Origin of the sequence: Rhodococcus sp. PvR044 (assembly GCF_040548995.1) — a bacterium.
GTDB classification, from domain to species: domain Bacteria; phylum Actinomycetota; class Actinomycetes; order Mycobacteriales; family Mycobacteriaceae; genus Rhodococcus_G; species Rhodococcus_G oryzae.
The window spans coordinates 141400-166990 of sequence record NZ_JBEPSX010000011.1 but is presented as its reverse complement, the minus strand read 5'-3'; the positions used below and the strand labels follow the sequence as shown (position 1 = coordinate 166990).

Annotated in this window: 24 protein-coding genes and 1 pseudogene; 9 read left to right on the top strand and 16 right to left on the bottom strand. The window is 69.4% G+C overall.

From position 1 onward, the window contains the following. Positions 1-21: 21 nt before the first annotated feature. The 5 genes and pseudogenes from argB to ABIC28_RS22665 all read right to left on the bottom strand — a co-directional run bounded on the left by argB (position 22) and on the right by ABIC28_RS22665 (position 5413). Positions 22-933: an acetylglutamate kinase gene (gene argB / locus ABIC28_RS22685; protein ID WP_097213260.1), complete on the bottom strand. Its 912-nt coding sequence runs from the start codon at positions 931-933 to the stop codon at positions 22-24. Continuing rightward, complete coding sequence (argJ, locus tag ABIC28_RS22680) at positions 930-2168, bottom strand: bifunctional glutamate N-acetyltransferase/amino-acid acetyltransferase ArgJ (protein WP_097213259.1); 1239 nt, start codon at positions 2166-2168, stop codon at positions 930-932. The genes argB and argJ overlap by 4 nt, the downstream gene beginning before the upstream one ends. Continuing rightward, positions 2165-3238 (bottom strand): N-acetyl-gamma-glutamyl-phosphate reductase, encoded by a 1074-nt coding sequence (argC, locus tag ABIC28_RS22675; RefSeq protein ID WP_097213258.1) that lies wholly within the window; start codon positions 3236-3238, stop codon positions 2165-2167. The genes argJ and argC overlap by 4 nt, the downstream gene beginning before the upstream one ends. A 57-nt stretch (positions 3239-3295) precedes the next feature. Next, a complete protein-coding gene (locus tag ABIC28_RS22670; protein WP_143548500.1) occupies positions 3296-3784 on the bottom strand; it encodes a DUF420 domain-containing protein in 489 nt (162 codons plus the stop codon). A gap of 97 nt (positions 3785-3881) precedes the next feature. Next, positions 3882-5413, bottom strand: a pseudogene (locus ABIC28_RS22665) (class I adenylate-forming enzyme family protein). 125 nt (positions 5414-5538) lie between these two features. Here ABIC28_RS22665 and ABIC28_RS22660 point away from each other — a divergent pair. Next, positions 5539-6159 carry a TetR/AcrR family transcriptional regulator gene (locus ABIC28_RS22660; protein ID WP_097213255.1) on the top strand — a complete coding sequence of 207 codons (621 nt, stop codon included), beginning with the start codon at positions 5539-5541 and terminating at the stop codon, positions 6157-6159. 29 nt (positions 6160-6188) lie between these two features. Then, positions 6189-7841, top strand: coding sequence for an acyl-CoA dehydrogenase family protein (locus ABIC28_RS22655; protein ID WP_097213254.1), 1653 nt, complete (start codon positions 6189-6191; stop codon positions 7839-7841). Positions 7842-7895: 54 nt separating this feature from the next. Here ABIC28_RS22655 and ABIC28_RS22650 read toward each other — a convergent pair whose 3' ends face one another. The 9 genes from ABIC28_RS22650 to infC form a co-directional block, all read right to left on the bottom strand. Further along, positions 7896-8084, bottom strand: a complete 189-nt coding sequence (locus tag ABIC28_RS22650) for an adenylate cyclase (protein WP_097213253.1) — start codon at positions 8082-8084, stop codon at positions 7896-7898. A gap of 94 nt (positions 8085-8178) precedes the next feature. Then, positions 8179-9276, bottom strand: coding sequence for a DUF2332 domain-containing protein (locus tag ABIC28_RS22645; protein WP_269590121.1), 1098 nt, complete (start codon positions 9274-9276; stop codon positions 8179-8181). A gap of 30 nt (positions 9277-9306) precedes the next feature. Further along, positions 9307-9780: a hypothetical protein gene (locus tag ABIC28_RS22640; RefSeq protein ID WP_354580982.1), complete on the bottom strand. Its 474-nt coding sequence runs from the start codon at positions 9778-9780 to the stop codon at positions 9307-9309. 112 nt (positions 9781-9892) lie between these two features. Further along, positions 9893-12379, bottom strand: a complete 2487-nt coding sequence (gene pheT / locus ABIC28_RS22635; protein WP_354580980.1) for a phenylalanine--tRNA ligase subunit beta — start codon at positions 12377-12379, stop codon at positions 9893-9895. Positions 12380-12413: 34 nt separating this feature from the next. Further along, positions 12414-13484 carry a phenylalanine--tRNA ligase subunit alpha gene (gene pheS, locus ABIC28_RS22630; RefSeq protein WP_269590124.1) on the bottom strand — a complete coding sequence of 357 codons (1071 nt, stop codon included), beginning with the start codon at positions 13482-13484 and terminating at the stop codon, positions 12414-12416. A 64-nt stretch (positions 13485-13548) separates the two neighbouring features. Further along, positions 13549-14361 carry a TrmH family RNA methyltransferase gene (locus ABIC28_RS22625; RefSeq protein ID WP_097213248.1) on the bottom strand — a complete coding sequence of 271 codons (813 nt, stop codon included), beginning with the start codon at positions 14359-14361 and terminating at the stop codon, positions 13549-13551. Between the two features lie 23 nt (positions 14362-14384). Beyond that, positions 14385-14774, bottom strand: coding sequence for a 50S ribosomal protein L20 (gene rplT, locus ABIC28_RS22620; protein WP_027503191.1), 390 nt, complete (start codon positions 14772-14774; stop codon positions 14385-14387). Between the two features lie 66 nt (positions 14775-14840). Continuing rightward, the gene (gene rpmI, locus ABIC28_RS22615) at positions 14841-15035 is read right to left on the bottom strand and encodes a 50S ribosomal protein L35 (protein ID WP_027503190.1); all 195 of its coding nucleotides are present in this window, start codon (positions 15033-15035) and stop codon (positions 14841-14843) included. Between the two features lie 53 nt (positions 15036-15088). Next, positions 15089-15793, bottom strand: coding sequence for a translation initiation factor IF-3 (gene infC, locus ABIC28_RS22610; protein ID WP_097213247.1), 705 nt, complete (start codon positions 15791-15793; stop codon positions 15089-15091). A gap of 295 nt (positions 15794-16088) precedes the next feature. Between infC and ABIC28_RS22605 the strand changes: the two genes are divergently transcribed. The 3 genes from ABIC28_RS22605 to ABIC28_RS22595 all read left to right on the top strand — a co-directional run bounded on the left by ABIC28_RS22605 (position 16089) and on the right by ABIC28_RS22595 (position 17345). Next, positions 16089-16433, top strand: a complete 345-nt coding sequence (locus ABIC28_RS22605; RefSeq protein ID WP_077041805.1) for a DUF1844 domain-containing protein — start codon at positions 16089-16091, stop codon at positions 16431-16433. A 72-nt stretch (positions 16434-16505) separates the two neighbouring features. After that, positions 16506-16925, top strand: a complete 420-nt coding sequence (locus ABIC28_RS22600) for a DUF1801 domain-containing protein (protein WP_257017659.1) — start codon at positions 16506-16508, stop codon at positions 16923-16925. A 291-nt stretch (positions 16926-17216) separates the two neighbouring features. Beyond that, complete coding sequence (locus tag ABIC28_RS22595; RefSeq protein ID WP_257017658.1) at positions 17217-17345, top strand: hypothetical protein; 129 nt, start codon at positions 17217-17219, stop codon at positions 17343-17345. Positions 17346-17427: 82 nt separating this feature from the next. Here the strand turns inward: ABIC28_RS22595 and uvrA are convergent, their stop codons facing one another. Continuing rightward, positions 17428-20385, bottom strand: a complete 2958-nt coding sequence (gene uvrA, locus ABIC28_RS22590; RefSeq protein ID WP_097213245.1) for an excinuclease ABC subunit UvrA — start codon at positions 20383-20385, stop codon at positions 17428-17430. Positions 20386-20555: 170 nt separating this feature from the next. Here uvrA and ABIC28_RS22585 point away from each other — a divergent pair, with 170 nt between their 5' ends. The 4 genes from ABIC28_RS22585 (at position 20556) to ABIC28_RS22570 (ending at position 24963) form a co-directional block, all read left to right on the top strand. Beyond that, complete coding sequence (locus ABIC28_RS22585) at positions 20556-21245, top strand: MBL fold metallo-hydrolase (RefSeq protein WP_097213244.1); 690 nt, start codon at positions 20556-20558, stop codon at positions 21243-21245. Between the two features lie 52 nt (positions 21246-21297). Then, positions 21298-22134 (top strand): DoxX family protein, encoded by an 837-nt coding sequence (locus ABIC28_RS22580; RefSeq protein ID WP_097213243.1) that lies wholly within the window; start codon positions 21298-21300, stop codon positions 22132-22134. After that, positions 22131-22544, top strand: a complete 414-nt coding sequence (locus ABIC28_RS22575; RefSeq protein WP_097213242.1) for a hypothetical protein — start codon at positions 22131-22133, stop codon at positions 22542-22544. The genes ABIC28_RS22580 and ABIC28_RS22575 overlap by 4 nt, the downstream gene beginning before the upstream one ends. A 118-nt stretch (positions 22545-22662) precedes the next feature. After that, positions 22663-24963, top strand: coding sequence for a HelD family protein (locus tag ABIC28_RS22570; RefSeq protein ID WP_097213241.1), 2301 nt, complete (start codon positions 22663-22665; stop codon positions 24961-24963). A gap of 70 nt (positions 24964-25033) precedes the next feature. Here the strand turns inward: ABIC28_RS22570 and ABIC28_RS22565 are convergent, their stop codons facing one another. Next, the gene (locus ABIC28_RS22565; protein ID WP_097213240.1) at positions 25034-25486 is read right to left on the bottom strand and encodes a universal stress protein; all 453 of its coding nucleotides are present in this window, start codon (positions 25484-25486) and stop codon (positions 25034-25036) included. Positions 25487-25591: the final 105 nt, after the last annotated feature.

The following is a 25591-nucleotide window of genomic DNA, read 5'->3' as shown; positions in this document are numbered from 1 at the left end:
CCGCGACGGGGTGCACGGTCATCACTGCCCTTCCTGATTCGTCTGGGTGACCATGGTGCCGATGCCCTCGCCCGTGAGCAGCTCCAGGAGCACCGAATGCGCCACCCGGCCGTCGATCACGTGCGCCGACGAAACCCCACCGTGCACCGCCCGCAGGCAGGCCTCCATCTTGGGGACCATCCCCGCGTCGAGCGTCGGCAACAGCAGTTCCAGTGCGGCCGAGTCGATCTCACTGGCGAGGGAGGAGCGGTCCGGCCAGTCGGTGTAGAGGCCCTCGACGTCGGTGAGCATCACCAGCTTCTCCGCGCCGATCGCCTCGGCAAGCGCCGCGGCCGCGGTGTCGGCGTTGATGTTGTGCACGACCCCGTCCGCGTCGGGCGCGATCGTGGAGACCACCGGGATCCGGCCTGCCTCGATCAGGTCGAGCACCGCGTCCGGGTTGACCGTGGTGACGTCGCCGACGAGCCCGATGTCGGTAGCCACCCCGTCGACCTGGACCGTGCGCCTGGTCGCGGTGAACAGGTGAGCGTCCTCGCCCGAGATCCCGACCGCGTACGGGCCGTGGCTGTTGATCAGGCCGACGAGCTCGCGCCCCACCTGACCGAACAGCACCATCCGGACCACGTCCATCACCTCGGGGGTGGTGACACGGAAGCCCCCGCGGAACTCACCCTCCATGCCGAGACGCTTAAGCATGGCATTGATCTGCGGGCCGCCGCCGTGCACCACGACAGGGTGGATGCCGACGGTGCGCAGGAACGCCATGTCCGCGGCGAAGGCCCGCTTGAGGTCGTCGTCGACCATCGCGTTGCCGCCGTACTTGACCACCACGATCTTTCCGTGGAACCGCTCCAGCCAGGGCAGTGCCTCCGCGAGGACGTGTGCCTTCTCGGTGGCGGTGATGTGCTCGATGCTGTCGATGTGCCGGGTCATGACGAGTACGCCGAGTTCTCTTCCACGTACGCGTGCGAGAGGTCGGTCGTGCGGATGGAGACCTCGGCATCACCGACGCCGAGCTCGATCCGCAGCGCGATGTCGATGCCGGAGAGGTCGACCTCCCTGGCGCCGGGCGCGCCGACCCCGTCGATGCAGACCGGGTTTCCGTTGAAGGACACCGAGATCCGGTTCGGGTCGAGCTCGATCGGGGCGATACCGACGGCAGCGAGGACGCGGCCCCAGTTCGGGTCGGAACCGAAGAGCGCCGTCTTGACGAGACTGTCGCGGGCAACGGTCCGAGCGGCGACGAGCGCGTCCTGCTCGGAGGCCGCACCGGACACCGTGACGGTGACCCGCTTGGTCACGCCCTCCGCGTCGGCCATCAGCTGGTCGGCCAGGTCGTCGCAGACCGCGAGCACGGCGGCGTTGAGCTCTTCCTGGCTGGGCGCAACGGAACTCGCACCCGAGGCGAGGAGGAGCACGGTGTCGTTGGTGGAGGTCGCGCCGTCCACGTCCAGCCTGTCGAAGGACAGCCGGGTCGCGTTGCGGAGCGCCTCGTCGAGCTGCTCGGCGGTGGCGATCGCGTCGGTGGTGACGACACAGAGCATGGTGGCCAGCGCGGGGGCGAGCATGCCCGCACCCTTGGCCATGCCACCGACGTTCCACTTGTTCGTGTGATGCAGCGCAGCCTGCTTCGGCACGGTGTCGGTGGTCATGATCGCGTAGGCGGCGTCGGTGCCGCCAGAGATCCCGCCCGCCAGTTCGTGCACGATCTCGGTGACGCCCGCGAGGAGCTTGTCCATCGGCAGCCGGTCTCCGATGAGTCCGGTCGAGCACACCGCGACCTCCCCGGCGCCGGTCTCTGTGCCCCAGTCGCTCAGCGTCGCGGCGACGTGCTCGGCGGTCTGATGGGTGTCCTGGAATCCGGGCGCGCCGGTGCAGGCGTTGGCGCCGCCGGAGTTCAGCACGACCGCGCGGACCCTGCCGCCGGTCAGCACCTGCTGCGACCACAGCACCGGCGCGGCCTTGACCTTGTTGCTGGTGAACACCCCGGCGGCGGCGGTGTCCGGGCCCTCGTTGAAGACCAGGGCCAGGTCCTGGCGTCCGCTGACCTTGATGCCCGCCGCGATGCCTGCGCCACGGAACCCGGCAGGCGCGGTGACGCCCTGGGTGCGCACGAGCTTGCCGCCTGCGACGGCGACCGAGTCGGGGATGACGGGGGTGGTGTTCACGGGGCTACTCCCACTGTCGAGAGACCATCGGTCTCGGGCAGGCCAAGGGCAAGGTTCATCGATTGCACGGCGCCGCCCGCGGTTCCCTTGGTGAGGTTGTCGATGGCGGCGATGACGACGAGCAGGCCCGCGTCGGCGTCGACCGTGACGCCGATCTGGGCGGCATTGGATCCGATCACGGCGCCGGTCTGCGGGAAGACGTGCTCGGGCAGCACGTGCACGAAAGGCTCATCGGCGTAGGCCTTTTCGTACACCGCGCGAGCCTCCGCCTCGGTGACGGTGGTCGGCGCGGTGCAGGTGGCCAGGATGCCACGGGGCATCGGCGCCAGCACCGGGGTGAAGGACACGGTGACCTCGGTGCCCGCGAGGGGCGAGAGGTTCTGGATGATCTCGGGAGTGTGCCGGTGCACGCCGCCGACCCCGTACGCCCGGGCCGACCCCATCACCTCGGAGCCGAGCAGGTCGGCCTTGGGCGCGCGGCCCGCACCGGAGGTGCCGCTGACCGCGACCACGGTCACCCGAGGCTCGACGATCCCGGCCGCGACCGCGGGGGCGAGGGCGAGGCTGGCCGCGGTCGGGTAGCAGCCGGGGACCGCGATCCGGGTCGCGCCGACGAGCTTCTCCCGGTGGCCCGGCAGTTCCGGCAGGCCGTACGGCCAGGTCCCGGCGTGCTCGCTCTTGTAGTACTTCTCCCAGTCCGCCGCACTCGCCAGCCGGAAGTCGGCGCCGCAGTCGATGATGACGGTGCTCTCCGGCAACTGCTTGGCGATCTCGGCCGAATTGCCGTGCGGCAGACCGAGGAACACCACGTCGTGGCCGGCGAGCTGCTCGACGGTCGTCGGCTCGAGGACGCGATCGGCCAGCGGCAGCAGGTGCGGATGATGTTCGCCGAGCGTGCTGCCCGCGTTGCTTCCCGCAGTGAGGGCGCCGATGGTCAGCGAGCCGTCGCGATAGGCGGGGTGCCCCAACAGCAGTCGAAGGACCTCACCGCCCGCGTATCCGCTCGCACCGGCGATGGCGACCCGGATCGGCGTGGACGCCGGGCCTGAGGAAGCTGCTGAAGTGACCATACGATTGATTATGCATCATCATGCAAGCCCATTCATATTCAGGGCCGCGGGCTGAGGTCAGACGACGAATGCAACCCAGTAGAAGGCCCAGCAGGACACCGCGGTCAAGGTCATGCCGATCGCGGCGATCCGAGCCCATCGCCGATGCCACGCACTGTGGACCCCTGGCTGCGGCGAGCTGCCGAAGTTCCGCATCGCCCGAACGATTACCACCGGCCACAGCAGGACCGAGAAGACGGCGAAGACCAGGTGGACCCACAGCACCGACCACACCAGGCTCGACGCCGAGCCGCCGACAACACCCGCGGACCGCTCCTCCCACCCATTGAAGCGCACGTCCAACTCGAAAAGGACGACCGCCACGAGCAGCGCGACGCCGAGTGCCAGCTGCACCGACCTGTGCAACCGGAAGCGCCTGCCGACCCTGACCTGATAGACGCTCCAACCGAGGACCACGACCACAAGTGCCATCAACAGCACCATCATGTCCATGGCCGAGGAGGCCCTCGTGCCGAGGAAGCCGTCGATCCCACTGAAATCGTTCATCGCCGAAACCACACCCTTGTCCCAATCTTCCCGACACCGTGTCGGGAAGATGCGTGGTTCGCAAGCTATCAGGCCACCGCAGCGGGCCCCGCGCCGGTCAGGACAGCACCGCCTCCCGGATCACGTGCTTGGTGAGCTTCCCGGAAGGATTGCGCGGCAGTTCGTCGACGACCACCAGCTCCCGCGGGATCTTGTAGCGGGCCAGCTTGTCCGCCAGGTAGTCCCGCAGCTCGTCCAGGTCCAGGTTCGCGCCGCCGACGGTCGCCACCACCGCGACCACCGTCTCGCCCCACTGCGGGTGCGGCCGCCCGATCACCGCCACGTCGACGATGTCCGCGCGCGGGCGGATCGCCTCCTCCACCTCCTGCGAGTAGACGTTCTCGCCGCCGGTGATGATGACGTCCTTGGTGCGGTCGACGATGTACAGGTAGCCGTCCTCGTCGATCCGCGCGACGTCGCCGGAGCGGTACCAGCGGCCCTCGAACACCTCGGCTGTGGCCTCGTCGTTGTCGAGGTAGCCGAGCATCCGGGTGTCCCCACTGAGCCAGATCTCGCCCGTCTCCCCCGGCCCGGCGTCGAGACCGTCCGGCCGGACCACCCGCAGGTCGACGCCGGGCATGCCGCCGCGCCCGATCGACCCGGCCTTCGCGATCTGCTCGTGCGGGTAGAGCGCGGTGCCGGTCGGGCCCATCTCACTCATCCCGTACACCTGATAGAAGTCCTCGGACCGGTACGCCTGCTGCAGCTGCCGCGCCACCTCGGCTCCGATCGGCGCACCGCCGTAGGTCCATCGCCGCATGGTCGAGAAGTCGTAGGTGGACATGTCGATGCCTGCGGCGCGGGCGACCTGCAGCGGAGCCAGGTACGCGATCGGTGCGCCGAAGAACGCGGTGATCTTCTCGGCGCCGATGATCTCGAGGAAGGGCAGCGGCGCATACTCGCGCATCAACACCACCGTGCCGCCGAGGAACATCGTCGGGACGAACCAGACGTTGAGCGGGGCCGCGTGCCAGATCGGCATCGCGATCAGCACCCGTTCGTCGCGGTCCAGGCCGAGGGTGGTCGCGATGTACGGCGCGACGGTCGTGATCGAGCGATGGGTGTGCAGACAGCCCTTGGGGCACTGGTGGTCCCCGACGTGTAGAGCACCTGGGCGATCTCGGTCTCGTCGACGGCGACGCCGTCCCACTCGTCGGCGACGTCCACGAGCGCGTCGAAGTCCCGATCGGCCTGGCCCTCGGCGTCGCCACCCAGCTCGGTCAGCAGCCAATCCACCTGCGGCGCACCGGCCTCCGCATTCGCTCGGAGCCCAGCGGACACCACACCCACCTTCGCGCCGCAGTGGGTGAGCGTGTACTCGACCTCCGGGGGCGCCAGCTTGTGGTTGACCGGCACCAGGACCGCGCCCGCCCGCCACGCCCCGAAGGCCGCGATCACGAAGCCGGGGGTGTTGTACGTCATCACCGCGACCCGGTCGCCGCGCCGGACGCCCCTGCCGCGCAGCACCTCGGCCGCCCGCTTCGACGCGGCGACGAGTTCGCGATAGCTGAGGCGCTCGGCCCCGTAGACCACCGCCTCCTTGTCCGGGAACTTCCTGCAGGTGCTCTCCAGCATCGTCGTCAGGTCCATGGGTCCTCCTCGGGTGGCGCCCGGCCTGCGTTGCGGCCGGATTGCCGTCTACGGCGATTCGTTCTACAGTCGGGATCGTCAAGGATTGAATCACGATTCATAGTTTTGCGAAAGGCGCCGCCGAGATGGCCTACCGAGCGACGGAGAAGACCCGCGCGGCCCAGGCAGAACGTCGGGAGGTGCTGCTCGCCGAGGCCGGGAAACTGGTCGCGGCCGGCGGATTCTCCGCGGCCTCGGTCAAGGCCATCGCGGAGAACTGCGGCGTCAGTGTCGGCTCGGTGTACTCGTACTTCGACGGCAGGTCCGACCTGCTGGCCGCCGTGTTCCGCCGCGGCGCCGACCAGGAACTGAATGAAGTGCGGATGGCCGTCGCCGAACACTCGGGCGCGGCGGACCGACTGCGCGCGCTCGTCGAGACGTTCGCCCGCCGCGCCATCCGGGGCCGCCAGATGGCCTGGTCGCTGCTGTTCGAACCGGTCGATCCCCTGGTCGACGAGGAGCGGCTCATCTACCGCGGCTCCTATGCCGAGCTGACCACCGCGATCCTGCGCGACGGCATCGAGGAGGGCGAACTGCCCGACCAGCACGTCGGGATCGCCGCGGCGGCGCTGATCGGCGCCATCAGCGAGTCCCTCACCGGCCGGCTCTCCCCCATCCCGGTGGAGCTGCCCGACACCTTCTCCGACGACGACATCGTCGACGCCATCCTCCAACTGTGCCTGCGCGCGGTCGGTTTCGCCGCCTGACCGCAGCCGATACCCAAGAAGGAACCACCATGACGAACACAGTCGCCTCGCCGCACAACACCCACGAGGTCTTCAACCAGGCACCCCCGCGGGTGGAGGTCAACGAGTACACCTCGAACGTCCCGCTCGTGGAGGGCGTGCGCCGGTACGACGCCGACTGGGCGCAGAGCGATCTCACCGAGGTCGGCGCGCTGGTCGGCACGGAGGAGTTCCAGCACGACGCGGAGCTGGCCAACACCGTGCTCCCGACCCTGCACTCGCACGACAAGTACGGGCATCGGATCGACGAGGTGGAGTACCACCCGAGCTACCACCGGATCATCGGCGCGGCCGTCCAGCACGGCGCCCACACCTCCGCGTGGGCCGACCCGAAGCCCGGCGCCAATGTCGCCCGCGCCGCCACGTTCATGATGTTCGCCCAGGTCGAGCCCGGCCACTCGTGCCCGGTCTCCATGACCCATTCGGTCGTGCCGGCACTGGACTTCTCCCCCGAGCTGGCCGAGCTGTGGCTGCCACGCCTCTATGCCCGCGGCTACGACGGCGGCCTCGCCGCGCCCGGCGGCAAGCCCGGCGTGCTGTTCGGCATGGCGATGACCGAGAAGCAGGGCGGATCCGACGTCCGCGCCAACACCACCCGCGCGGTCCCGAACTCCGACGGCACCTGGTCGCTGACCGGGCACAAGTGGTTCTGCTCGGCGCCGATGTCGGACGGCTTCCTCATCCTGGCCTACTCCGACGAAGGCATGTCCTGCTTCCTGGTCCCCCGGGTGCTCGAGGACGGCACCCGCAACGTTTTCCGCATCCAGCGCCTCAAGGACAAGCTCGGCAACAAGTCCAACGCCTCGTCGGAGATCGAGCTCGACGGCACCATCGGACATCTGGTCGGCGAACCGGGCCGCGGCGTCCGCACCATCATCGAGATGGTCTCGCGCACCCGCCTGGACTGTGTGTACGGCTCGGCGGCGGGCATGCGCCAGTCGGTCGCGGAGGCGCTGTGGCACGTGCGCCACCGGGCCGCGTTCGGCGCGACACTGATCGACCAGCCCGCGATGACCGCGGTCGCCGCCGACCTGGCGCTCGAATCGGAGGCCGCCACCGCCACCGCGCTGCGCCTGGCCCGCGCCCACGACGAGGACGCCGACGACGCCGAGAAGGCGTTCCGCCGCCTCGCCACCGCGGTCAGCAAGTACTGGATCTGCAAGCGCGGACCGCATCACGCCTACGAGGCGCTCGAATGCCTCGGCGGCAACGGCTACACCGAGGCGTTCCCGCTGGCGCGCCGGTACCGCGAGCAGCCGGTGATGGCGGTGTGGGAGGGTTCCGGCAACGTGATCGCCCTCGACGTGCTGCGCGCCATGACCCGAGAACCCGAATCCGTGGCAGCCTTCGACGCGGAGCTCGCGCTGGCGTCCGGGGCGTCGCGGTTGTTCGACGACCACCTCAGCCGGATTCGCGGCGCGCTGGCCGAGCTCGCAACCCTGGACACCGCGCAGGCCCAGCTGCGCGCGCGTCCCGTAGCCGCGGCGATGGCCCTCGGCCTGCAGGGCGCGCTGCTCCTTCGCACCGCGCCGACCGCGGTCGCCGAGGCCTTCCTGGCGGCGCGGCTCGGACCCGAGCGCGACCTCGAATACGGCACGCTCCCCGTCGGCACCGACTTCGGGGCGATCCTGGACCGCCAGTAGTTCGAGGACGGCCGGCTCGGCGGGACCCAGGTCCGACCGGGCCGGCAGTTCGTCTCACTCCAGGCGCAGTGCCGCCGATCGGCTCCGGCCGTCCGGTTCGTCGGGGAATCCGCGGGGCTTGCGCTGCCCGAAGTTCTCCCAGATCGACACGATGAAGAGCATCGTGACCCCGATCAGGACGACCACGATTGTGGTGATGACGACCGCGAATCCGAACACGACCCCGATGTCCGACCAGACCATGGCGCTACCTCCACGTCTTTGTTATGAAGTTGCACTTTGGATGGCTACACCGTACGCCGAGGGACCCCGGGGAGCGCCTCGAATCCGCACGACACTAGGAGTCCGTCAGCCACGCGAGCATGCGGCCCCGCAACCAGCAGCGGCCGATTGCCTCAGCCCTGCGCACCGATCCGTCGAACACCGCCAGGCCGATGATGCTGTGGCCGGAGGCGTGGCGATCGCCGAGTGTCGGGATCGCGGGCGCGACTCCGACCCCCTCTGCCGACACCCACGCCACCGCCCGCCCGGCCGCCGCTTCGTCGAGACGGTGCAGGAAGCGCAGTCGACTCTCGAGCGGGAAGCGCGACAACGCCCACGTCGTGGTGACGACGGGCAGGGCGTCCGCGGGCACACGCGCGAAGGCGTCGGGCAACACCTCGACGGCGTCCCCGTGCAACAGCTGTGGAGGGGCGGTCGCCGCCAACGTCATCTCCGCTTCGAGCCTCGCGCTCCGCTCCGGCTGGTCCGGCCACAGGCAGGCGCGCAACCATCGGGCCTCGTCCGGGTCGGTCACGTCGACCGGATCGCGGTCGATGCCGATCCTGGCGACGACCTCGGGCATCGCCCGCGGCTGGACGGGCCGATCTCCCACGATCGACGTCGACAGCTGCACAGGAGAGGACGGGTCGCCCAGCGATTGTCCGTTGCTGTACGTGATGCCGACGCGATCGACGGTGAGATTCAGCCCGGCCGAACAGCCCACGTCGATCAGCCCGAGCGCGTTCGCGCCCACCCGGTGCGCCGCCTCGGCGATGGCCGGATACAGCACGCCGCCGTGTCCGGTCTCGTCGGTCCGCGGCTTTCGGCGCGCGGCGATGGCCACGACCGAGTCGGTCGATCGCAGCAGCGTGTCGATCGCCGCGCTCGCGGCCGCGTCGCCGTCCGCGGCGGCATAGGCCGCGGCAAGTGCCGGGGCGCGGCCGGCGAGGGCGAGGTCGTGCAGCGCGGCGAGGATCAGCGTGGGGTGCCGCTTGCGCGCCGGCGCCGTCTCGATGGCGCGCAGCGCCTCGTCGGACCCACTCAGCGCGACGGCGATGCGCTCGTACAGCGGCGATGTGCCGGCGGCGTCGACCTCACCGAAGCGTCGGTACGCCTGAGCGAGGGTGCGGGCCCTACCAGCGGGCGCGGCGCTTCCCACGGCCGGCCTCCGCATCAGGTCGATTCTTGCCAGTGGACGACAGCCCTAGGAGTCCATGGTCTTTCGGATCTCGTCCAGCTTGCTCTTCGCCGCCTTCTGCCGCTCTTCCCACTGCTCCGCGACGGTGCGGCCCGCCGGGGACTCGGCGTCGAGTTCGGTGGCACCCGCCGCGGTCCCGGCGCGGGTCTCGATCTTCTCGCGCACCGAGTCGAAAGTCGGCACACCGGAGTCGATGTAGTCGGGTGCCGGCATCGCGGTCGGCAACCCGGGTCCCGCTGTCGGCACCGGGACGTCCACCCCCACCATCGGGTCAGGCGGGATCGGCACGTCGGCCGGGAAGGGCACCTCCGCCGGGATCGGCGCATCCGGCGACGCCGGGATGTCGCCGCCGATCGCGTTCGCGGCGGCCGCGATCGATGCGAGCCCCGGTCGGCCCGCGGTCGCGGCGGCGATCATCCGCACCAGTTCCTGGTCGGTGAGCCGGCTCAGCCCATCGGCAACGCTCTGGGAATCGGTCATGACACCTCATTCCGTCGACTTGCCGCAAGGCTACGTGAGCCCGCGTCGAGAGTGCACCTGCCGTACGGCCTACTCGGCCGATGCCCCGGCAGGTGCACTCTCGACGGTTGGGTCAGGCCCGAAGCTGCGCACCCACCGCGGCGGACGCCGCGGCGACCGCCGCGTCCCGTGCCGCGGAGGCCTCGTCCTCGGTGAGCGTCCGATCCGCGGCGCGGAACCGCAGCGCGAAGGCCAGGGACTTGCGACCCTCGCCGACCTGCGCACCCTCGAACACATCGAACAGGCGGATCTCCTCGAGCAGCTCGCCCGCGCCGGAGCGCAGCGCCGCCTCGACAGTGGCGGCGGGCACGGTGGCCTCGACCACGACCGCGACATCCTGGAGGACCGCCGGGAACGGCGAGACCCGAGGCGCAGGAAGCGATTCGGTGATCGGCAGCGCGGTCAGGTCGATCTCCACCGCACAGGTACGCGGCGGCAACCCGCTGCGCTCGAGCACCGCCGGGTGCAGCTCACCCGCGTGCCCGACGACAATTCCGTCGACCAGCAGCTCGGCGCCGCGGCCCGGATGCCAGGGCAGGTACTGAGCCGCCCTGCGCTCGAGGGTCACGCCCGCCGCATCGGCGATCGTCTCCGCGGCCGCGAAGGCATCGGAGGCCTCGACGGCGCGGCCCGAGCCCCATGGCCCGCTCGGCACCCTGAGCCCGGTCAGCACCGCGGCGACGTGGGTCGGCTGCGCGGGCAGCGACTTCAGCAGATCGGCGATCTGGTCGTCGGTCGGGCGACGGTCCACCGGCAGTGCCTGCACCGGCTTGGTGTCGGGTCCCGGCAGGACCACCTGCGCGATGCCGAACAACGCGAGGTCGCGCTGACCGCGAGAAGTGTTGCGGGACAGGATCTCCAGCAGACCGGGCAGCAGGGTGCTGGCCAGCTCGGGGCGATCGGTCTCGAGCGGGTTGAGCACCTTCGAGGTGGTGCGGCGCGGATCATCGGCGTCGAGGCCCCAGGTGTCGAACACCCCGGTGGGCAGGAACACCGTGGGCAGCACCTCGACGTACCCGTCGAACGCGAGCGCCCGACCGACGGCGCGGCGGCGACGCTGCTGCGGGGTCAGGCCGCGGCCTGCGGGCGCGGCGGGCAGCACGGACGGGATCTGCTCGAGGCCCTCGAGGCGCAGCACCTCCTCCACCAGGTCCGCGGGCTGCTCCAGGTCCGGCCGCCAGGTGGGCGGGGTGACCACGAGCTGACCGTGGCCGGATTCGCTGACTCCCACGTCCACGGCGCAGCCGACCTGGGTCAGCCGCCTCGCCGCGGTGCCGTTCGGGTATGCCACACCCGCCACCCGATCGGGCAGGTCGATGTCCATGCGGATCGGAGCGGGCTCGTTGACGCCGCCGACATCGGTCAGCACCGGTTCGATCCGGCCGCCCGCGATCTCCACCAGGAGCGCGGCCGCACGGTCGAGCGCGGCGACGGGCAGGGCCTGGTCAACCACGCGCTCGTACCGCTTGCTGGCCTCGCTGATCAGCTTGTGCCTGCGGGAGGTCCGGAACACCGCGAGCGGGTTCCAGATCGCGGCCTCGAGCAGCACCTCGGTGGTCCCTGCGCCGACCTCGGTGCTGGCACCACCCATGACACCGGCGAGGGAGACCGCGCCCGTGTCGTCGGCGATCACCACGTCCTCGGCGTCGAGGGTCCGCTCCACCCCGTCGAGGGTGGTCAGCTTCTCGTCAGCGGCGGCCCGCCGCACGACGAGGCCACCGGTCAGCTTGTTCGCATCGAAGGCGTGCAGCGGCTGTCCCAGCTCGAGCAGCACGTAGTTGGTGACGTCGACCGCCGGGGAGATCGGACGCACACCGGAGAGCAGCAGCCTGCGCTGCAACCACCACGGGGAGACCGCGGCGGGATCGATCCCGGTGACGCGACGCAGCGCGAAGCGCGGCGATCCGGACTCGGGCACCACGGTCAGCGGCCACGCCTCTCCGTCCGCCCCGTGCGTTGGCAGCACCGCGGGATCGGCGAACTCGAGATCGAACCCGCAGGCCAGCTCCCTGGTCAGCCCGCGAACCGAGAAGCAGTACCCGCGGTCGGGGGTGATGTTCAGCTCGATGATCGTGTCGCCGAGACCGAGCAGGTCATTGGCGTCGGCACCGGGCTCGGCCGTACCGGGCTCGAGCACCAGGATGCCCGAATGATCCTTGCCGATCCCGAGTTCGGCCACCGAGCAGATCATGCCGTCGGACACCTGACCGTAGGTCTTGCGCGCGGCGATCTTGAAGTCACCGGGCAGTACCGCGCCGGGCAGAGCCGCGACGATCAGGTCGCCCTCGGCGAAGTTCCTGGCACCACAGACGATTCCGCGGGGCTCGGACTCTCCCACGTCGACCTGACACATCCGGATCGGCTTCTTGAACTCGGTGAGCTCGGTGATCGAAACGACCCGGCCGACCACCAGCGGCCCCGGCACCCGGTGCAGGACGTCGACCTCCTCGACCTCGAGGCCGACGCGCACGAAACCGGCGTCCAACTCCTCGGCCGTCACCTCCCAGTCGGGGGTCGCCCGCTGCAGGATCTCGGTCAGCCACGATTGCGCTACTCGCACGTCTTCTCAGCTCTTTCGCTCGTGATGAAGTTCGTCAGGCCCGCACACCGAAGGGCAGCGTGAATCGCACGTCGCCCTCGACGATGTCCCGCATGTCCGGGATGCCGTTGCGGAACTGCAGGGTTCGCTCGAGTCCCATGCCGAACGCAAATCCGGAATACTCGTCAGGGTCGATTCCACTGGCCCGCAACACCTTCGGGTTGACCATGCCGCAGCCGCCCCACTCGACCCAGCCGGCGCCGCCCTTCTTGCCGGGGAACCACACGTCCACCTCGGCGGACGGCTCGGTGAACGGGAAGTAGTTGGGCCGCATCCGGGTCCTGGTGTCCGGGCCGAACAGCGCCCTGGCGAACGCGTCGAGGGTGCCGCGCAGGTGCGCCATGGTCAGGCCCTTGTCGATCGCGAGGCCCTCCAACTGGGAGAAGACCGGCGTATGCGTGGCGTCCAGCTCGTCGGTCCGGAAGGTGCGCCCCGGGCACACCACGTAGATCGGCACCTCCCGCGAGAGCATGGTGCGGACCTGCACCGGCGAGGTGTGCGTGCGCAGCACCTGTCGCGAGCCCTCGGGCGCGATGTGGAAGGTGTCCTGCATGGTGCGGGCGGGATGGTCCGGCAGGAAGTTGAGCGCGTCGAAGTTGAAGTGCTCGGTCTCGACCTCGGGGCCCTCGGCAACCTCCCAGCCCATCGCGACGAACACGTCGGAGACCTGCTCGGAGATGATCGTGATCGGGTGGCGGGCCCCCACCGGACGGCGCTGGGCGGACAGCGTCACGTCGATCGCCTCCGCGACGAGCACGGCGGCGTCACGCTCGGCCAGCAGCACCTCGCGACGGGCGTCGAATGCAGTGGTGGCCCTGGTACGCGCCGCGTTGACCCGCTTGCCCGCGTCCGCCTTCTCCTTGCCGGGCAACGCGCCGAGCGCACGCCGGACGAGCGACAGCGGCGCCTTGTCACCCAGGTGGTCGATCTTCGCCTTGGCCAACGCATCGAGATCGCCTGCGGCCGCGAACGCCGACTCGGCCTGCTCGGCCGCGGCACCGAGCGCGTCCTCGGTCAGAGCCTCGGTGTCGATCGGTCCTGAACTCTCGGCCTCGTTCTTTGCCACGGCTGGTCAAACTCCTCGTCGATGGTCGTCGCGCCGTGCGCACCCGGCGCACGGCAGAACAATCCTAGGTTGTTGGTCGGTCCTGCCGATGCTGCACCCGCGCGCTCGCGTACAGGCAGATGGCGGCGGCGGTCGCCAGGTTGAGGCTCTCCGCGCGGCCGTGGATGGGAATCCGCACCCGATGGTCGGCCCTCGCGGCGATGGCCGGGTCCAGCCCGTGCGCCTCGTTGCCGAACAGCCAGGCGGTCGGCCTGGCCAGCAACTCGTCCGCATCGTCGAGGTCGACCTCGCCGTCGGCCGCGGTCGCCAGGATCTGCACACCCGCGGCGGTGATCTGCTCGAGCACCAGTGCCACGTCCCGCTCCCGCGCGATCGGCAAGTGGAAGACGCTGCCCGCCGAGGAGCGAACGCACTTGCCGTTGTGCGGGTCGACGCTGTCGCCTGCCAGGATCGCCGCGTCGGCTCCGACCGCGTCCGCGACCCGGATCACCGTTCCCGCGTTACCCGGCTCGGACACCGAGACGGGGACGGCCAGCAACCTGGGCGATCCGTCCAACGCCTCGCCGAGCGGAACGTCCAGGAGCCCACAGACCGCCACCAACCCCGGCGGGGTCACCGTGTCGCTCAGTGACCTGGCGGCCCGCTCGGTGATCGGCGAGACCCGCACGCCTGCGGCGGTTGCCCCGGCGATCAGGTCGCCGTACCTGGCGGCGGCCTCGTCGGTGAAGAAGAGTTCCTCCACGCGACCGGTGGCGAGCGCCGCGGTCACCGAGTTCGCGCCCTCGGCGAGGAAGCGCCCCGCCTTCTTGCGCTCGGCCCCGCGCAGCAGCTTGACAGCAGAAACGACCCGTGGAGTCCGCTCGGTGAACGGGTCCACGGGTCGCTCCTGGTTCAGCTTGCTCAGGCTGCTTCCCCGGCGGGGGCGTTCACGTCGGCAGGCAGTGCGGCCTTGGCGATGGCCACCAGGCCGGCAAACGCCTCGGCGTCGGAGACGGCCAGCTCGGCGAGGATCTTGCGGTCGACCTCGACACCCGCGGCGTTCAGGCCCTGGATGAAGCGGTTGTAGGTCATGTCGTTCGCGCGCGCGGCGGCGTTGATACGCGTGATCCACAGCTTGCGGAAGTCACCCTTGCGCGCGCGGCGGTCGCGGTACGCGTAGGTGAGCGAGTGGAGCTGCTGCTCCTTGGCCTTGGTGTACAGGCGCGAGCGCTGTCCACGGTAGCCCTTGGAGGCCTCAAGAATTGAACGACGCTTCTTCTGGGCGTTGACCGCCCTCTTTACGCGTGCCACTGGGAAATCCTGTCAATCTCGGAGCGCGACGGGCGCTCCTGGTTGGTCAAAAAGTGCTGGTCTCGATCAGATGCCGAGCAGGCGCTTGATGCGCGGGGTGTCAGCCTTGCTGACGACGGCCTTGCCATCGAGGCGACGGGTCACCTTGGTGGGCTTGTGCTCGAGCAGGTGGCGACGGCCGGCCTTCTGGCGCAGGATCTTGCCGCTGCCGGACACCTTGAATCGCTTCGAGGTGCCGCTGTGGCTCTTCATCTTGGGCATGGAGTCCTCAGTTCTGTGTTTCTTCGGTACTGCGTTCGGTCGAGACGGTCTTGCTAGCTGGTCGGTGCCTCGGGTGCGGCGCCTTCGGCCGGAGCCTCGGGTGCGGCAGCGGGGGCCTCCGGCACGGGCGGCGCCGAGGCGGGCCTCGGAACCTGGGGCACCGGAGCCTGAGCGCTCTCCTGGGCCTTGACGCGGGTCTTCGCACCCTTGTGCGGGGCGAGCACCATCGTCATGTTGCGGCCGTCCTGCTTCGCCGAGGTCTCGACGAAGCCGAGGTCGGCGACATCGGCACCGAGGCGCTGCAGCAAACGGAAGCCCAGCTCGGGGCGGGACTGCTCGCGACCGCGGAACATGATGGTGACCTTGACCTTGGACCCGGCCTCGAGGAAGCGAACGACGTTGCGCTTCTTGGTCTCGTAGTCGTGGTCGTCGATCTTCGGACGGAGCTTCTGCTCCTTGATCACGGTCAGGGTCTGGTTCTTGCGCGATTCGCGCGCCTTCTGCGCGGCCTCGTACTTGAACTTGCCGTAGTCCATGATCTTGCACACCGGCGGACGGGCGTCGGGCGCCACCTCGACCAGGTCGAGATCGGCCTCGAGGGCCAAGCGGAGTGCATCTTCAACACGCACGATCCCGACCTGCTCACCGCCAGGTCCGACGAGTCGAACCTCGGGTACGCGGATGCGATCGTTGATGCGGGTCTCAGTGCTGATGGGGCCTCCTAGGTTGAGCGGCGTGGTCGTCCTGACCGCCGGCAGCCCGTTGCCCGCTCTCTCCCAACAAAAGAGCCCCGCTGGATTTTCACCATGCGAGGCCCGATGTCGACCGGTTCGATGTCCGCCGCAATCGCTCGCAGCCTTCATCCCCTCACAATGAGGGAACCCGTCCCCTGACATGATCTCCACACGGAACACCGTGTCGAGGCCACGCCCTGAGGGCGGGCGACCGGACCGCTGACCAGCGTGTTTGAGGCGCCAGATAGCGGTGGGAGTCGGACTCCACTTGCTGCCCCCAACGTCGTCGGGGGCGGTCGTGTATGGAAGTCTAGCAGGCATGACAGAGCAAACTCACACGGGCGACGTCCGCGAGCTGGCCGATGTGCCCGCAGTGGAGGTCATCAGCCGCGCCGCAGTGATGCTGATGAGCTCGGCCGCCGAGAAGCTCGGCCTCTCCTCACCCGACCCCGACGAGAGCGACCACCTCGACCTGGACGAGGCCCGCCGGGTGATCACCGCACTCGCGGGCCTGGTCACCGCCTCGGTGGAGTACCTCGGGCCGCACGCGGGTCCGATCCGCGAGGGACTGCAGGCGCTCCAGCGCGCCTTCCGCGAGGCCTCCGCCCATCCCGACGAGCCCGGCAACGGCCCGGGCGAGAAGTACACAGGCCCCGTCTACTGATCCCCGCCCCCAGCCGCCGTCGCGTGACCCGTTCGCGCGATGGCGGCCGGGGCGAGCGGCGATACTGGTCCCGTGGCGAACAAGACCCAGCCGACAGGCGCCGACGTCGACGCGTTCCTCGACACGCTGACCGACGATGTGAAGCGGACCGACTCCGAACGCCTGATCGACCTGATGCGCGCCTCCACCGGCGAGCCGGCCGCGATGTGGGGTCCGAGCATCATCGGATTCGGCGACCGCACCTACCGCTACGCCAGCGGGCACACCGGCAATACGGCACTGATCGGCTTCGCCCCCCGATCGACGGCCCTCACCCTCTATCTGAGCCTGAACCTGGACGAGCACCGTGACGCCCTGCAGCGCCTCGGTAAGCACCGGACCGGCAAGGGCTGCCTCTACATCAAGCGACTCGCCGACGTCGACGAGTCCGAACTCCGCGCGTTGATCGAGGCCTCGGTGCGCGCCGCCCGCGCACTGTCCGCCGACTCCTGAGCTGACCCGATCAGCGCGCCGAGCAGCACAGCGCCGCTGACCGCCGAAGCCCGCGGCCCTTTGTGATGGACATCACAATTCTTTGCCCGAATCGGCCCCCAGATTCCGTACGCACGTCCAGTCCCGCTCGTGTACAAAGATTCCGGATCGGGGGATCACATTCGCTCTGCCCGCCCCAGTCGTCCTACACCCGGGGATGGGGCAACAGCTCGATTCGTCTCCAGCCAACGACGTTGCCGGCCAGCCAGCGACTCGGAACTGAACACCGCACATCGCAATGAAGGAGCTCACATGCCCAACCCCAGTGACATCGACGGCCTGTTCGGATCGATTGCCAACATCATCAACTCCATGCTCGCGGGTGGCTCGTCGATGCCCGGCGCGATCCCGGGCACGGGCGAGACGGGCACGGGCCTGTAAGGGACCTGCGCTAAGCACTGACAACCGAACGGGCCGGGTCGTCTTCACGACCCGGCCCGTTCCGCGTTCTGTGCCCGCCGCGTCAGACCGCGGCCGCCGCCTTACGCGGCGCCCTCTTGCGCTTCGGCTCCCCCGTCGCCTGCGCCTTGGCCTTGGCCGCCTTGCCGTTGACGGCGGTGGCCTGCTGGTCGAGCACGTCCCGCAAGAACCTGCCGGTGTAGCTGGCGGGCACCGCCGCGATCTGCTCCGGGGTGCCCTCCCCCACGACGGTTCCGCCGCCCGATCCACCCTCTGGCCCCATGTCGACCACCCAGTCCGACGTCTTGATCACGTCGAGGTTGTGCTCGATCACGATCACCGTGTTGCCCTTGTCCACCAGTCCGTTGACGACGCCGAGCAGCTTGCGGATGTCCTCGAAATGCAGGCCGGTGGTCGGCTCGTCGAGCACGTACACGGTGCGACCGGTGGAGCGCTTCTGCAGCTCGGCCGCCAGCTTCACCCGCTGCGCCTCGCCGCCGGACAGCGTCGGCGCCGGCTGGCCGAGACGCACGTAGCCGAGCCCGACCTCCACGAGCGTCTTGAGATACCGGTGGATCGAGGTGATCGCCTCGAAGAAGTCGGCGGCCTCCTCGATGGACATGTCGAGGACCTCGGCGATGGTCTTGCCCTTGTAGTGCACCTCCAGGGTCTCCCGGTTGTAGCGGGCCCCGTGACACACCTCGCACGGGACGTACACGTCCGGGAGGAAGTTCATCTCGATCTTGAGCGTGCCGTCACCCGAGCAGGCCTCACACCGGCCGCCCTTGACATTGAAGGAGAAGCGTCCCGGCTGGTAGCCGCGCACCTTCGCCTCGGTCGTCGCGGCGAACAGGGTGCGGATCTTGTCGAACACGCCGGTGTAGGTGGCCGCGTTCGAGCGCGGCGTCCGGCCGATCGGCGACTGGTCCACCTGGACCAGCTTGTCGAGCTGGTCCAGCCCGTTGATCCGGGTGTGCCTGCCGGGGACCTGACGCGCGCCGTTGAGCTTGTTCGCCATCACGGTCGCGAGGATGTCGTTGACCAGCGTCGACTTGCCCGATCCGGACACACCGGTCACCGAGGTGAGAACGCCGAGCGGGAAGCTGACGTCGATGTTCTTGAGGTTGTGCTCCTTGGCCCCGATCACCGTGACCTGACGCTTCTTGTCGACGGCCCTGCGAATGGCAGGAACGTCGATCGTCGACCGGCCGGATAGGTATGCGCCCGTGAGGGATTCCTCGCAGGTCAGCAGCTCCTCGTACGGGCCGCTGTGCACCACCCGACCGCCGTGCTCACCCGCAAGCGGGCCGATGTCGACGACCCAGTCCGAGGTCCGGATGGTGTCCTCGTCGTGTTCGACGACGATGAGCGTGTTGCCGAGATCCCGCAACCGGGTGAGCGTCTCGATCAGCCGCCGGTTGTCACGCTGATGCAGCCCGATGGAGGGCTCGTCGAGCACGTAGAGGACGCCCACCAGGCCGGAACCGATCTGGGTGGCGAGCCTGATCCGCTGGGCCTCGCCGCCGGAGAGGGTGCCTGCCGCACGTGAGAGCGACAGATACTCGAGACCCACGTCGAGCAGGAAGCCGAGCCGAGCCTGCACCTCCTTGAGGACCTGACCGGCGATGGCCTCCTCCCGAGCTCCGAGCGTGAGGCTGTTCAGGAAATCCGCGCAGTCCGAGATCGACAGCTCGGCGACGTCCGCGATGGACTTCTTGCCGTGCTCGCCCGCCGCGATGGTGACCGAGAGGATCTCCGGCCGGAGCCGGGCACCGTCACACGCCGGACACGGCACGTCGCGCATGTACCCGTCGTAGCGTTCCTTCATCTGCTCGGACTCGGTCTGTTCGAGCCGACGGTGCAGGAAGGGCATCACGCCCTCGAACTCGGCGTAGTACGAGCGCGTCCGCCCGTACCGGTTCTTGTACTTGACGTGCACCTGGTCCGCGCTGCCCTCGAGCACCGCCTTGCGCGCCTTGGCCGGCAGTTCGTTCCAGGGAGTCGACATCTCGAAACCCATGATGTCGGCGAGTCCGGACAGCAGGCGGCCGAAGTACTCGGAGGTCTGCCCCATCGACCACGGCGCGATCGCCCCGTCCTCGAGGCTCAGCTCGGGATCCGGCACCACCAGGTCCGGGTCGACCTCCTTGCGGATGCCGAGTCCGGTGCACTCGGGGCAGGCGCCGTACGGCGAGTTGAACGAGAACGACCGCGGTTCGAGATCGTCGATCGAGAGGGCATGCCCGTTCGGGCAGGCCAGGGACTCGGAGAAGCGGCGTTCCCGGTCCGCCGCGTTCTCGTCCCGATCGACGAAGTCGAGGACGACGATGCCGTCCGCGAGGCGCAGCGCGGTCTCCACCGAGTCCGTGAGCCGCTGCTTCGAGCTCGCCTTGACCGTGAGGCGGTCGATGACCACCTCGATGTCGTGCTTCTCCTGCTTCTTGAGCTTCGGCGGGTCGGTCAGCTGATGCACAACGCCGTCGACCCGGACCCGGGCGTACCCCTGGGTGTTGAGCTGGTCGAAGAGGTCGACGAACTCACCCTTACGGGTGCGGACCACCGGCGCCAGCACCTGGAAGCGGGTGCCCTCCTCCATGGCGAGCACCTGGTCGACGATCTGCTGGGGGCTCTGCTTCGCGATCTGCTCGCCGCACACCGGGCAGTGCGGGGTGCCGGCACGGGCGTAGAGCAGACGGAGGTAGTCGTACACCTCGGTGATGGTCCCGACGGTGGATCGCGGATTGCGGTTGGTCGACTTCTGGTCGATCGACACCGCGGGCGAGAGGCCCTCGATGAAATCGACGTCGGGCTTGTCCATCTGCCCGAGGAACTGGCGGGCGTAGGCCGACAGCGATTCGACGTAGCGGCGCTGACCCTCCGCGAAGATGGTGTCGAACGCGAGCGACGATTTGCCCGAGCCGGACAACCCGGTGAAGACGATGAGACTGTCCCGGGGCAGGTCAATGTCGATGCCTCGCAGGTTGTGCTCACGCGCTCCTCGCACGATCAAGCGGTCCGCCACTCGATGTCCCTTCTCGTCGACGCAGAGGCGATAGTCCTCACGCGCTGCACATGGTAGGCCGGGGTACCGACATCTTCGGTGGAGCCGCGATCGAACGACCCCGGGCCCACCCGCGGCCGATCGCGTGCCCGAACCGTCGTCCGCACACATTCGACGGTAGCGTCCCCACCATGGACGGGCAGCAGATGACAATCGACGACAACTACACCGGAGAGCTCACGGCGGATTCCGATCCGCAGCGGCGATCCTTCGCGGGCGCCAGCATCACCAAGATCTCCGTCGGCCCCATGGACAACAACGCCTATCTCGTGGTCTGTTCCGAGACCGGCGAATCCCTGCTCATCGACGCCGCGAACGACGCGGACCGGCTCGTGAGCCTGGTCGGGGCCGCGGCGCCGACGCTCACCTCGATCGTCACCACCCACCAGCATCCGGACCACTGGCTGGCGCTCGCCGAGGTGGTCGCCGAGACCGGCGTCGCCACCATCGCGCACGCCCTCGACGCGGGCCCGCTCCCGGTCGCGCCCGACCGCACCGTCACCGACGGCGACCTGGTGGAGGTGGGCCGACTCTCACTCGAGGTCATCCACCTCGCGGGTCACACCCCGGGCTCGATCGCGCTGGCACTGACGGATCCGGCGACCGGCCAGGTCCACCTCTTCAGCGGGGACTCGCTGTTCCCCGGGGGTGTCGGCAAGACCGCCGATGCGGAGAAGTTCGCCTCGCTCTACCGGGACGTGACGACCAAGCTCTTCGAGCGGTTCCCCGACGACACCGTCGTATACCCGGGACACGGCAAGGACACCACGATCGGCGCCGAGCGGCCGTTCCTAGCGGAGTGGCAGGAACGCGGTTGGTGACGCCCGCCCCTGACTAGGGTGGAGTGCACCCGATCACGAGGGAGGCCACACCATGTTGGTCCGTCGAATCGCCCGTCCCCTGCTCGCAACGGTGTTCATCACCGGCGGCATCGATGCACTCCGACATCCCGCCGGGAAGGCAGACATCGCGGAGCCGGTCATCCAGCAAGCACATGGCGCTCTCCCAGACCGTGTTGCGGCGCTGGTGCCCTCCGACCCCACGAACCTGGTGCGCCTGAACGGGGCGATCCAGGTCGGTGCGGGCGCGTTGCTGGCCATCGGCAAGGCTCCGCGCATCGCATCTCTGACCTTGGCCGGCAGCCTGCTACCGACCACGCTCGCCGGCCACGCCTTCTGGAACGAGTCCGACCCGGTACAGCGGGCCGCGCACCGGACCCAGTTCTTCAAGAACATGAGCCTGCTCGGCGGTTTGCTGATCGCAGGCGTCGACACCGAGGGCAAGCCGTCGCTCGGCTGGCGGGGCCGCCGAGCGGCCCGTCAGGCTTCCGATGCGGTACTGGCGGCGCTGCCGGCGCTGCCAACGGCCAAGGAGAGTGAAGCGCACGGAGCAGTCGGTGAGCGACTCCAGTCCGCATCGGAACGGGTCCGTGAGCTCGCGGCCGAGGCGGCCGAACGCGGGGCGGTCCTTGCGGAGACGGCCCAGGAACACGCCCCGGAACTCCTCGCGCTCGCCCGCGAACGCGGGGCAGCCCTTGCCGAGACGGCCCAGGAACGCGCCCCCGAGCTCCTCGCGCTCGCGCGCGAACACGGCACCGAGTGGACCGAAACGGCGGCCGAGCGCGGCGCCCGCCTCGGTCACACGGTCGGCGTTGGTACCGAACGCGCCGTGCGGCGGGCCCGACGGGCCGTCGCGGACCTGAACTCGTGATCGCTGCCCCGGAACCCCGGATCATCCGAGAGATCGAGGATCACCACGCGGTGCTCGAACGATGGCTCGGGACCGTCGCGGACCCGGCGCTGCTGACCGAGTTCATCGGCGCCCACACCGCGGACTTCTCACTCGTCACGACCGACGGGCACGTCGTGTCCGGCGACCAGCTCGCCGATTCGCTCCGCGGGGCGCGGGGCGCTGTCCCCGGCCTCCGGGTCGTCATCACGGCGATCGAGGTACAGCTCGCCACCGCCGAGGTGGCGATCGCCCGGTTCACCGAGACACATCACACCGGGACCGGGGCCGGGTCCGGCGTCCGCGTGGTCACCGCCGTCCTGATCCCCGCGCAGGCCGCCCGCAACGGACTCCGTTGGCGCTCGGTGCACGAGACCCTTCGCACCGACTGAACCACGCGCCGCGGGTGACGCGCCGGACAACGCTCTGACCTGACCCTTCTGCGTCTGCGCCACCCGCCCACTAGACTCGCTTGGCACTTTTCCCTCCCCTACCGCCCGAGGAGACCACTTGCCGGACGAGGCGCTGCAGCACGACGAACGTGAGCGCGAGCAACAGTACGTGTCGATGCTGTACGACCGTCTTGATTCGCTGCGTGACTACGCCGCAACCCGCCTGCGCAAGGTGCTCCTCGAGACCGGCGGCACCCCGCAGGCTCGCAGCGAGCGCGAGTCGTTCAGCCTGATGTACACCGAGGACATCGCCAAATACGACGCGGCGGAGAACGGCCTCTGCTTCGGACGGATCGACCTCGACGGGCAGGATCCGGACGAGGAAGCTCCCGACGGCGACGCGCGGCGCTATATCGGCCGTGTGGGCATCCTCGACGAGGCCAACGACTACGAGACCCTGCTGCTGGACTGGCGGGCGCCGCTGGCCCGGCCGTTCTACCTGGCGACCCCGGCCGCACCCGAGGGCGTCACCCGGCGCAGGCACATCAGGACCCGCAGCCGGAAGGTCACCGGGCTCGGCGACGAGTACCTGGACCTCGCGACCGCGGAGCGCGCGGGGGCCCTCGACGGCGCCGACGGCGTGGCGGGTGAGAGCGCCCTGCTCACCGCGCTCAACGCGGCCAGGACCGGCCACATGAACGACATCGTCGAGACCATCCAGTCGGAGCAGGACGCGATCATCCGGTCCGAGCACAAGTCGGTGATGGTCGTGCAGGGCGGGCCGGGAACCGGCAAGACCGCGGTGGCACTGCACCGCGCGGCGTACTTGCTCTACACCTACCGGCAGCAGCTGGCGAAGAGCGGCGTGCTGATCATCGGGCCCAACGACACCTTTCTCGACTACATCGGCCAGGTGCTCCCCTCGCTCGGTGAGACCGGTGTGCTGCTCTCCACCATCGGCGACCTCTATCCGGGAGTGCGTGCCACGCATCAGGATTCGCTCGAGTGTGGCGAGGTCAAGGGTTCGCTCGCGATGGTCGAGGTGCTCAAGCAGGCGGTCCGGGACCGGCAGGAGACCCCGCAGGAGCCGATCCGGCTGAGGTTCGACTCCTACCCCATCTCCCTCGATCGCAAGGTCGTCACCCGCGCGCGCGGGCGGGCCCGCTCGTCACGGCGCCCACACAACCTCGCCCGGCCGATCTTCGTCTCGGCGGTGATCGAAGCCCTCGCCGATCAGCATGCGGCCCGGATCGGGTCGAACGTGCTTGGCGGGGCGAACCTGCTCAGCCGCGACGACATCGCCGACATCCGGGACGAGATGCGCGGCGACCCCGAGGTGATGGCCGCGATCGACGGGCTGTGGCCGCAGCTGACACCCCAGCGGGTACTCGCGGACCTGCTCGGTTCCCGGAAGCGGCTGGACTCGGCGGCACGCCAACTCACCGCCGAGCAGCGCGAATTGCTGCACCGCACCGGCGTCGCAGGGTTCAGCGCGGCCGACGCTCCCCTGCTCGACGAGCTCGCCGAACTGCTCGGCGTGGACGATGCCGCGGAACGCGAACGGGCGGACCGCGAATGGCGGGCCCAGATCGCCGATGCCCAGGGCGCACTGGACATCCTCACCGGCTCGGCCCCGCAGGACCTCGAGGACGAGCTGGATCCCGAGATCCTGATGGCGTACGACCTGATCGACGCGGGCCAGCTCGCGCAGCGTCAGGACCTGCGGCAGTCCCAGACCGCGGCCGAGCGCGCGGCGGCCGACCGCACCTGGACCTACGGGCACGTCATCGTGGACGAGGCGCAGGAACTCTCGGAGATGGCCTGGCGAATGCTGATGCGGCGCATCCCGAATCGATGGATGACCCTGGTCGGCGACACCGCCCAGACGGGCGATCCGGCGGGCAGCTCGTCCTGGCAGACGGTGCTCGAGCCGTACGTCGCCCGGCGCTGGAAGCTGACCGAGCTGACGGTGAACTACCGCACGCCCTCCGAGATCATGGACGTCGCGCAGGACGTGCTCGCCCGGATCGACCCCGACCAGACGGTGCCGCGTTCGGTGCGCGACTCGGGGACGCGGCCGTGGGCACGGCGGGTGCCCGAGGGCGAGGTCGCCGAACAGGTCCGTCGGATGGTCGCCGCGGAGACCGGGCCCGGTCTCGTCGCGGTCCTGACCAGCGAGTCGGGCGTCGACGAGTTCCTCGACCTGATCTCGGATTCGGTGAGCGTGCTCTCGGTCCGGCAGGCGAAGGGGCTCGAGTTCGACTCGGTCCTCATCGTGGAGCCCCGTCAGATCGTGGACGAGTCACCGCGCGGGATGAACGATCTCTACGTCGCGCTCACCCGTGCCACGCAACGGCTCGGCGTCGTGCACGCACACCCGCTCCCGGACGGACTGTCGAAACTGTCTGCACTCGAATAGTTTTCACGAGCGCAATGACAAACCGCCCCCGTCGGCGATGCCGGCGGGGGCGGGAGATGTTCGGACGCGACTAGCGGACCGTGTGCACGATCAGGACGTCGGAGGTGGACTTACGCGCCGCGTCCGAGGGGACCGATCCGAGCAGACGCCCGGTCAGCGTGTTCAGTCCACGGTTGCCGATCACCAGCAGGTCGGCCTCGACCTCGTCGATGAGCGCGAGCAGCGAGTCCACGGGAGCGCCGACGACGGCACGCTCGACGATATCGGCCGCGCCGGCCGCGTGCGCCCGCTCGCGAGCGGTCCGCAGGATCTCGAAGGTGGGCGCGGAACCGGTGATCTGGTACGCATCCTCACGCAGGCTGTCCTGCGCTGCCTCGATGTCCTTCGGGTCCGCCGGGTAGTAGGCGCAGGCGATGACCAGTTTCGCGCCGGCATCGGACGCCAGCGACGCGGCCTTGTCCACTGCCTTCAGGGACGAATCCGAGCCATCGGTTCCGACGACGATGGTGCGGTAGGCGCTCATTCATTCCTCCAAGGTGCTCAGGTCTGACCGGAGCGCCGCAGAATCACGGACAGCCCGGCCGCTGGGAAAGACCCTAGCCGGATCGCGATCGGGTTAGGGGGAATT

Excerpts from the sequence above, each read along its gene's own strand:
- argB (WP_097213260.1), bottom strand. The coding sequence starts at position 933 with ATGACCCGGCACATCGACAGCATCGAGCACATCACCGCCACCGAGAAG.
- argC (WP_097213258.1), bottom strand. The coding sequence starts at position 3,238 with ATGGTCACTTCAGCAGCTTCCTCAGGCCCGGCGTCCACGCCGATCCGG.
- ABIC28_RS22670 (WP_143548500.1), bottom strand. The coding sequence starts at position 3,784 with ATGAACGATTTCAGTGGGATCGACGGCTTCCTCGGCACGAGGGCCTCC.
- ABIC28_RS22660 (WP_097213255.1), top strand. The coding sequence starts at position 5,539 with ATGGCCTACCGAGCGACGGAGAAGACCCGCGCGGCCCAGGCAGAACGT.
- ABIC28_RS22655 (WP_097213254.1), top strand. The coding sequence starts at position 6,189 with ATGACGAACACAGTCGCCTCGCCGCACAACACCCACGAGGTCTTCAAC.
- ABIC28_RS22650 (WP_097213253.1), bottom strand. The coding sequence starts at position 8,084 with ATGGTCTGGTCGGACATCGGGGTCGTGTTCGGATTCGCGGTCGTCATC.
- ABIC28_RS22645 (WP_269590121.1), bottom strand. The coding sequence starts at position 9,276 with ATGCGGAGGCCGGCCGTGGGAAGCGCCGCGCCCGCTGGTAGGGCCCGC.
- ABIC28_RS22640 (WP_354580982.1), bottom strand. The coding sequence starts at position 9,780 with ATGACCGATTCCCAGAGCGTTGCCGATGGGCTGAGCCGGCTCACCGAC.
- rpmI (WP_027503190.1), bottom strand. The coding sequence starts at position 15,035 with ATGCCCAAGATGAAGAGCCACAGCGGCACCTCGAAGCGATTCAAGGTG.
- ABIC28_RS22605 (WP_077041805.1), top strand. The coding sequence starts at position 16,089 with ATGACAGAGCAAACTCACACGGGCGACGTCCGCGAGCTGGCCGATGTG.
- ABIC28_RS22595 (WP_257017658.1), top strand. The coding sequence starts at position 17,217 with ATGCCCAACCCCAGTGACATCGACGGCCTGTTCGGATCGATTGCCAAC.
- ABIC28_RS22585 (WP_097213244.1), top strand. The coding sequence starts at position 20,556 with ATGGACGGGCAGCAGATGACAATCGACGACAACTACACCGGAGAGCTC.
- ABIC28_RS22580 (WP_097213243.1), top strand. The coding sequence starts at position 21,298 with ATGTTGGTCCGTCGAATCGCCCGTCCCCTGCTCGCAACGGTGTTCATC.
- ABIC28_RS22565 (WP_097213240.1), bottom strand. The coding sequence starts at position 25,486 with ATGAGCGCCTACCGCACCATCGTCGTCGGAACCGATGGCTCGGATTCG.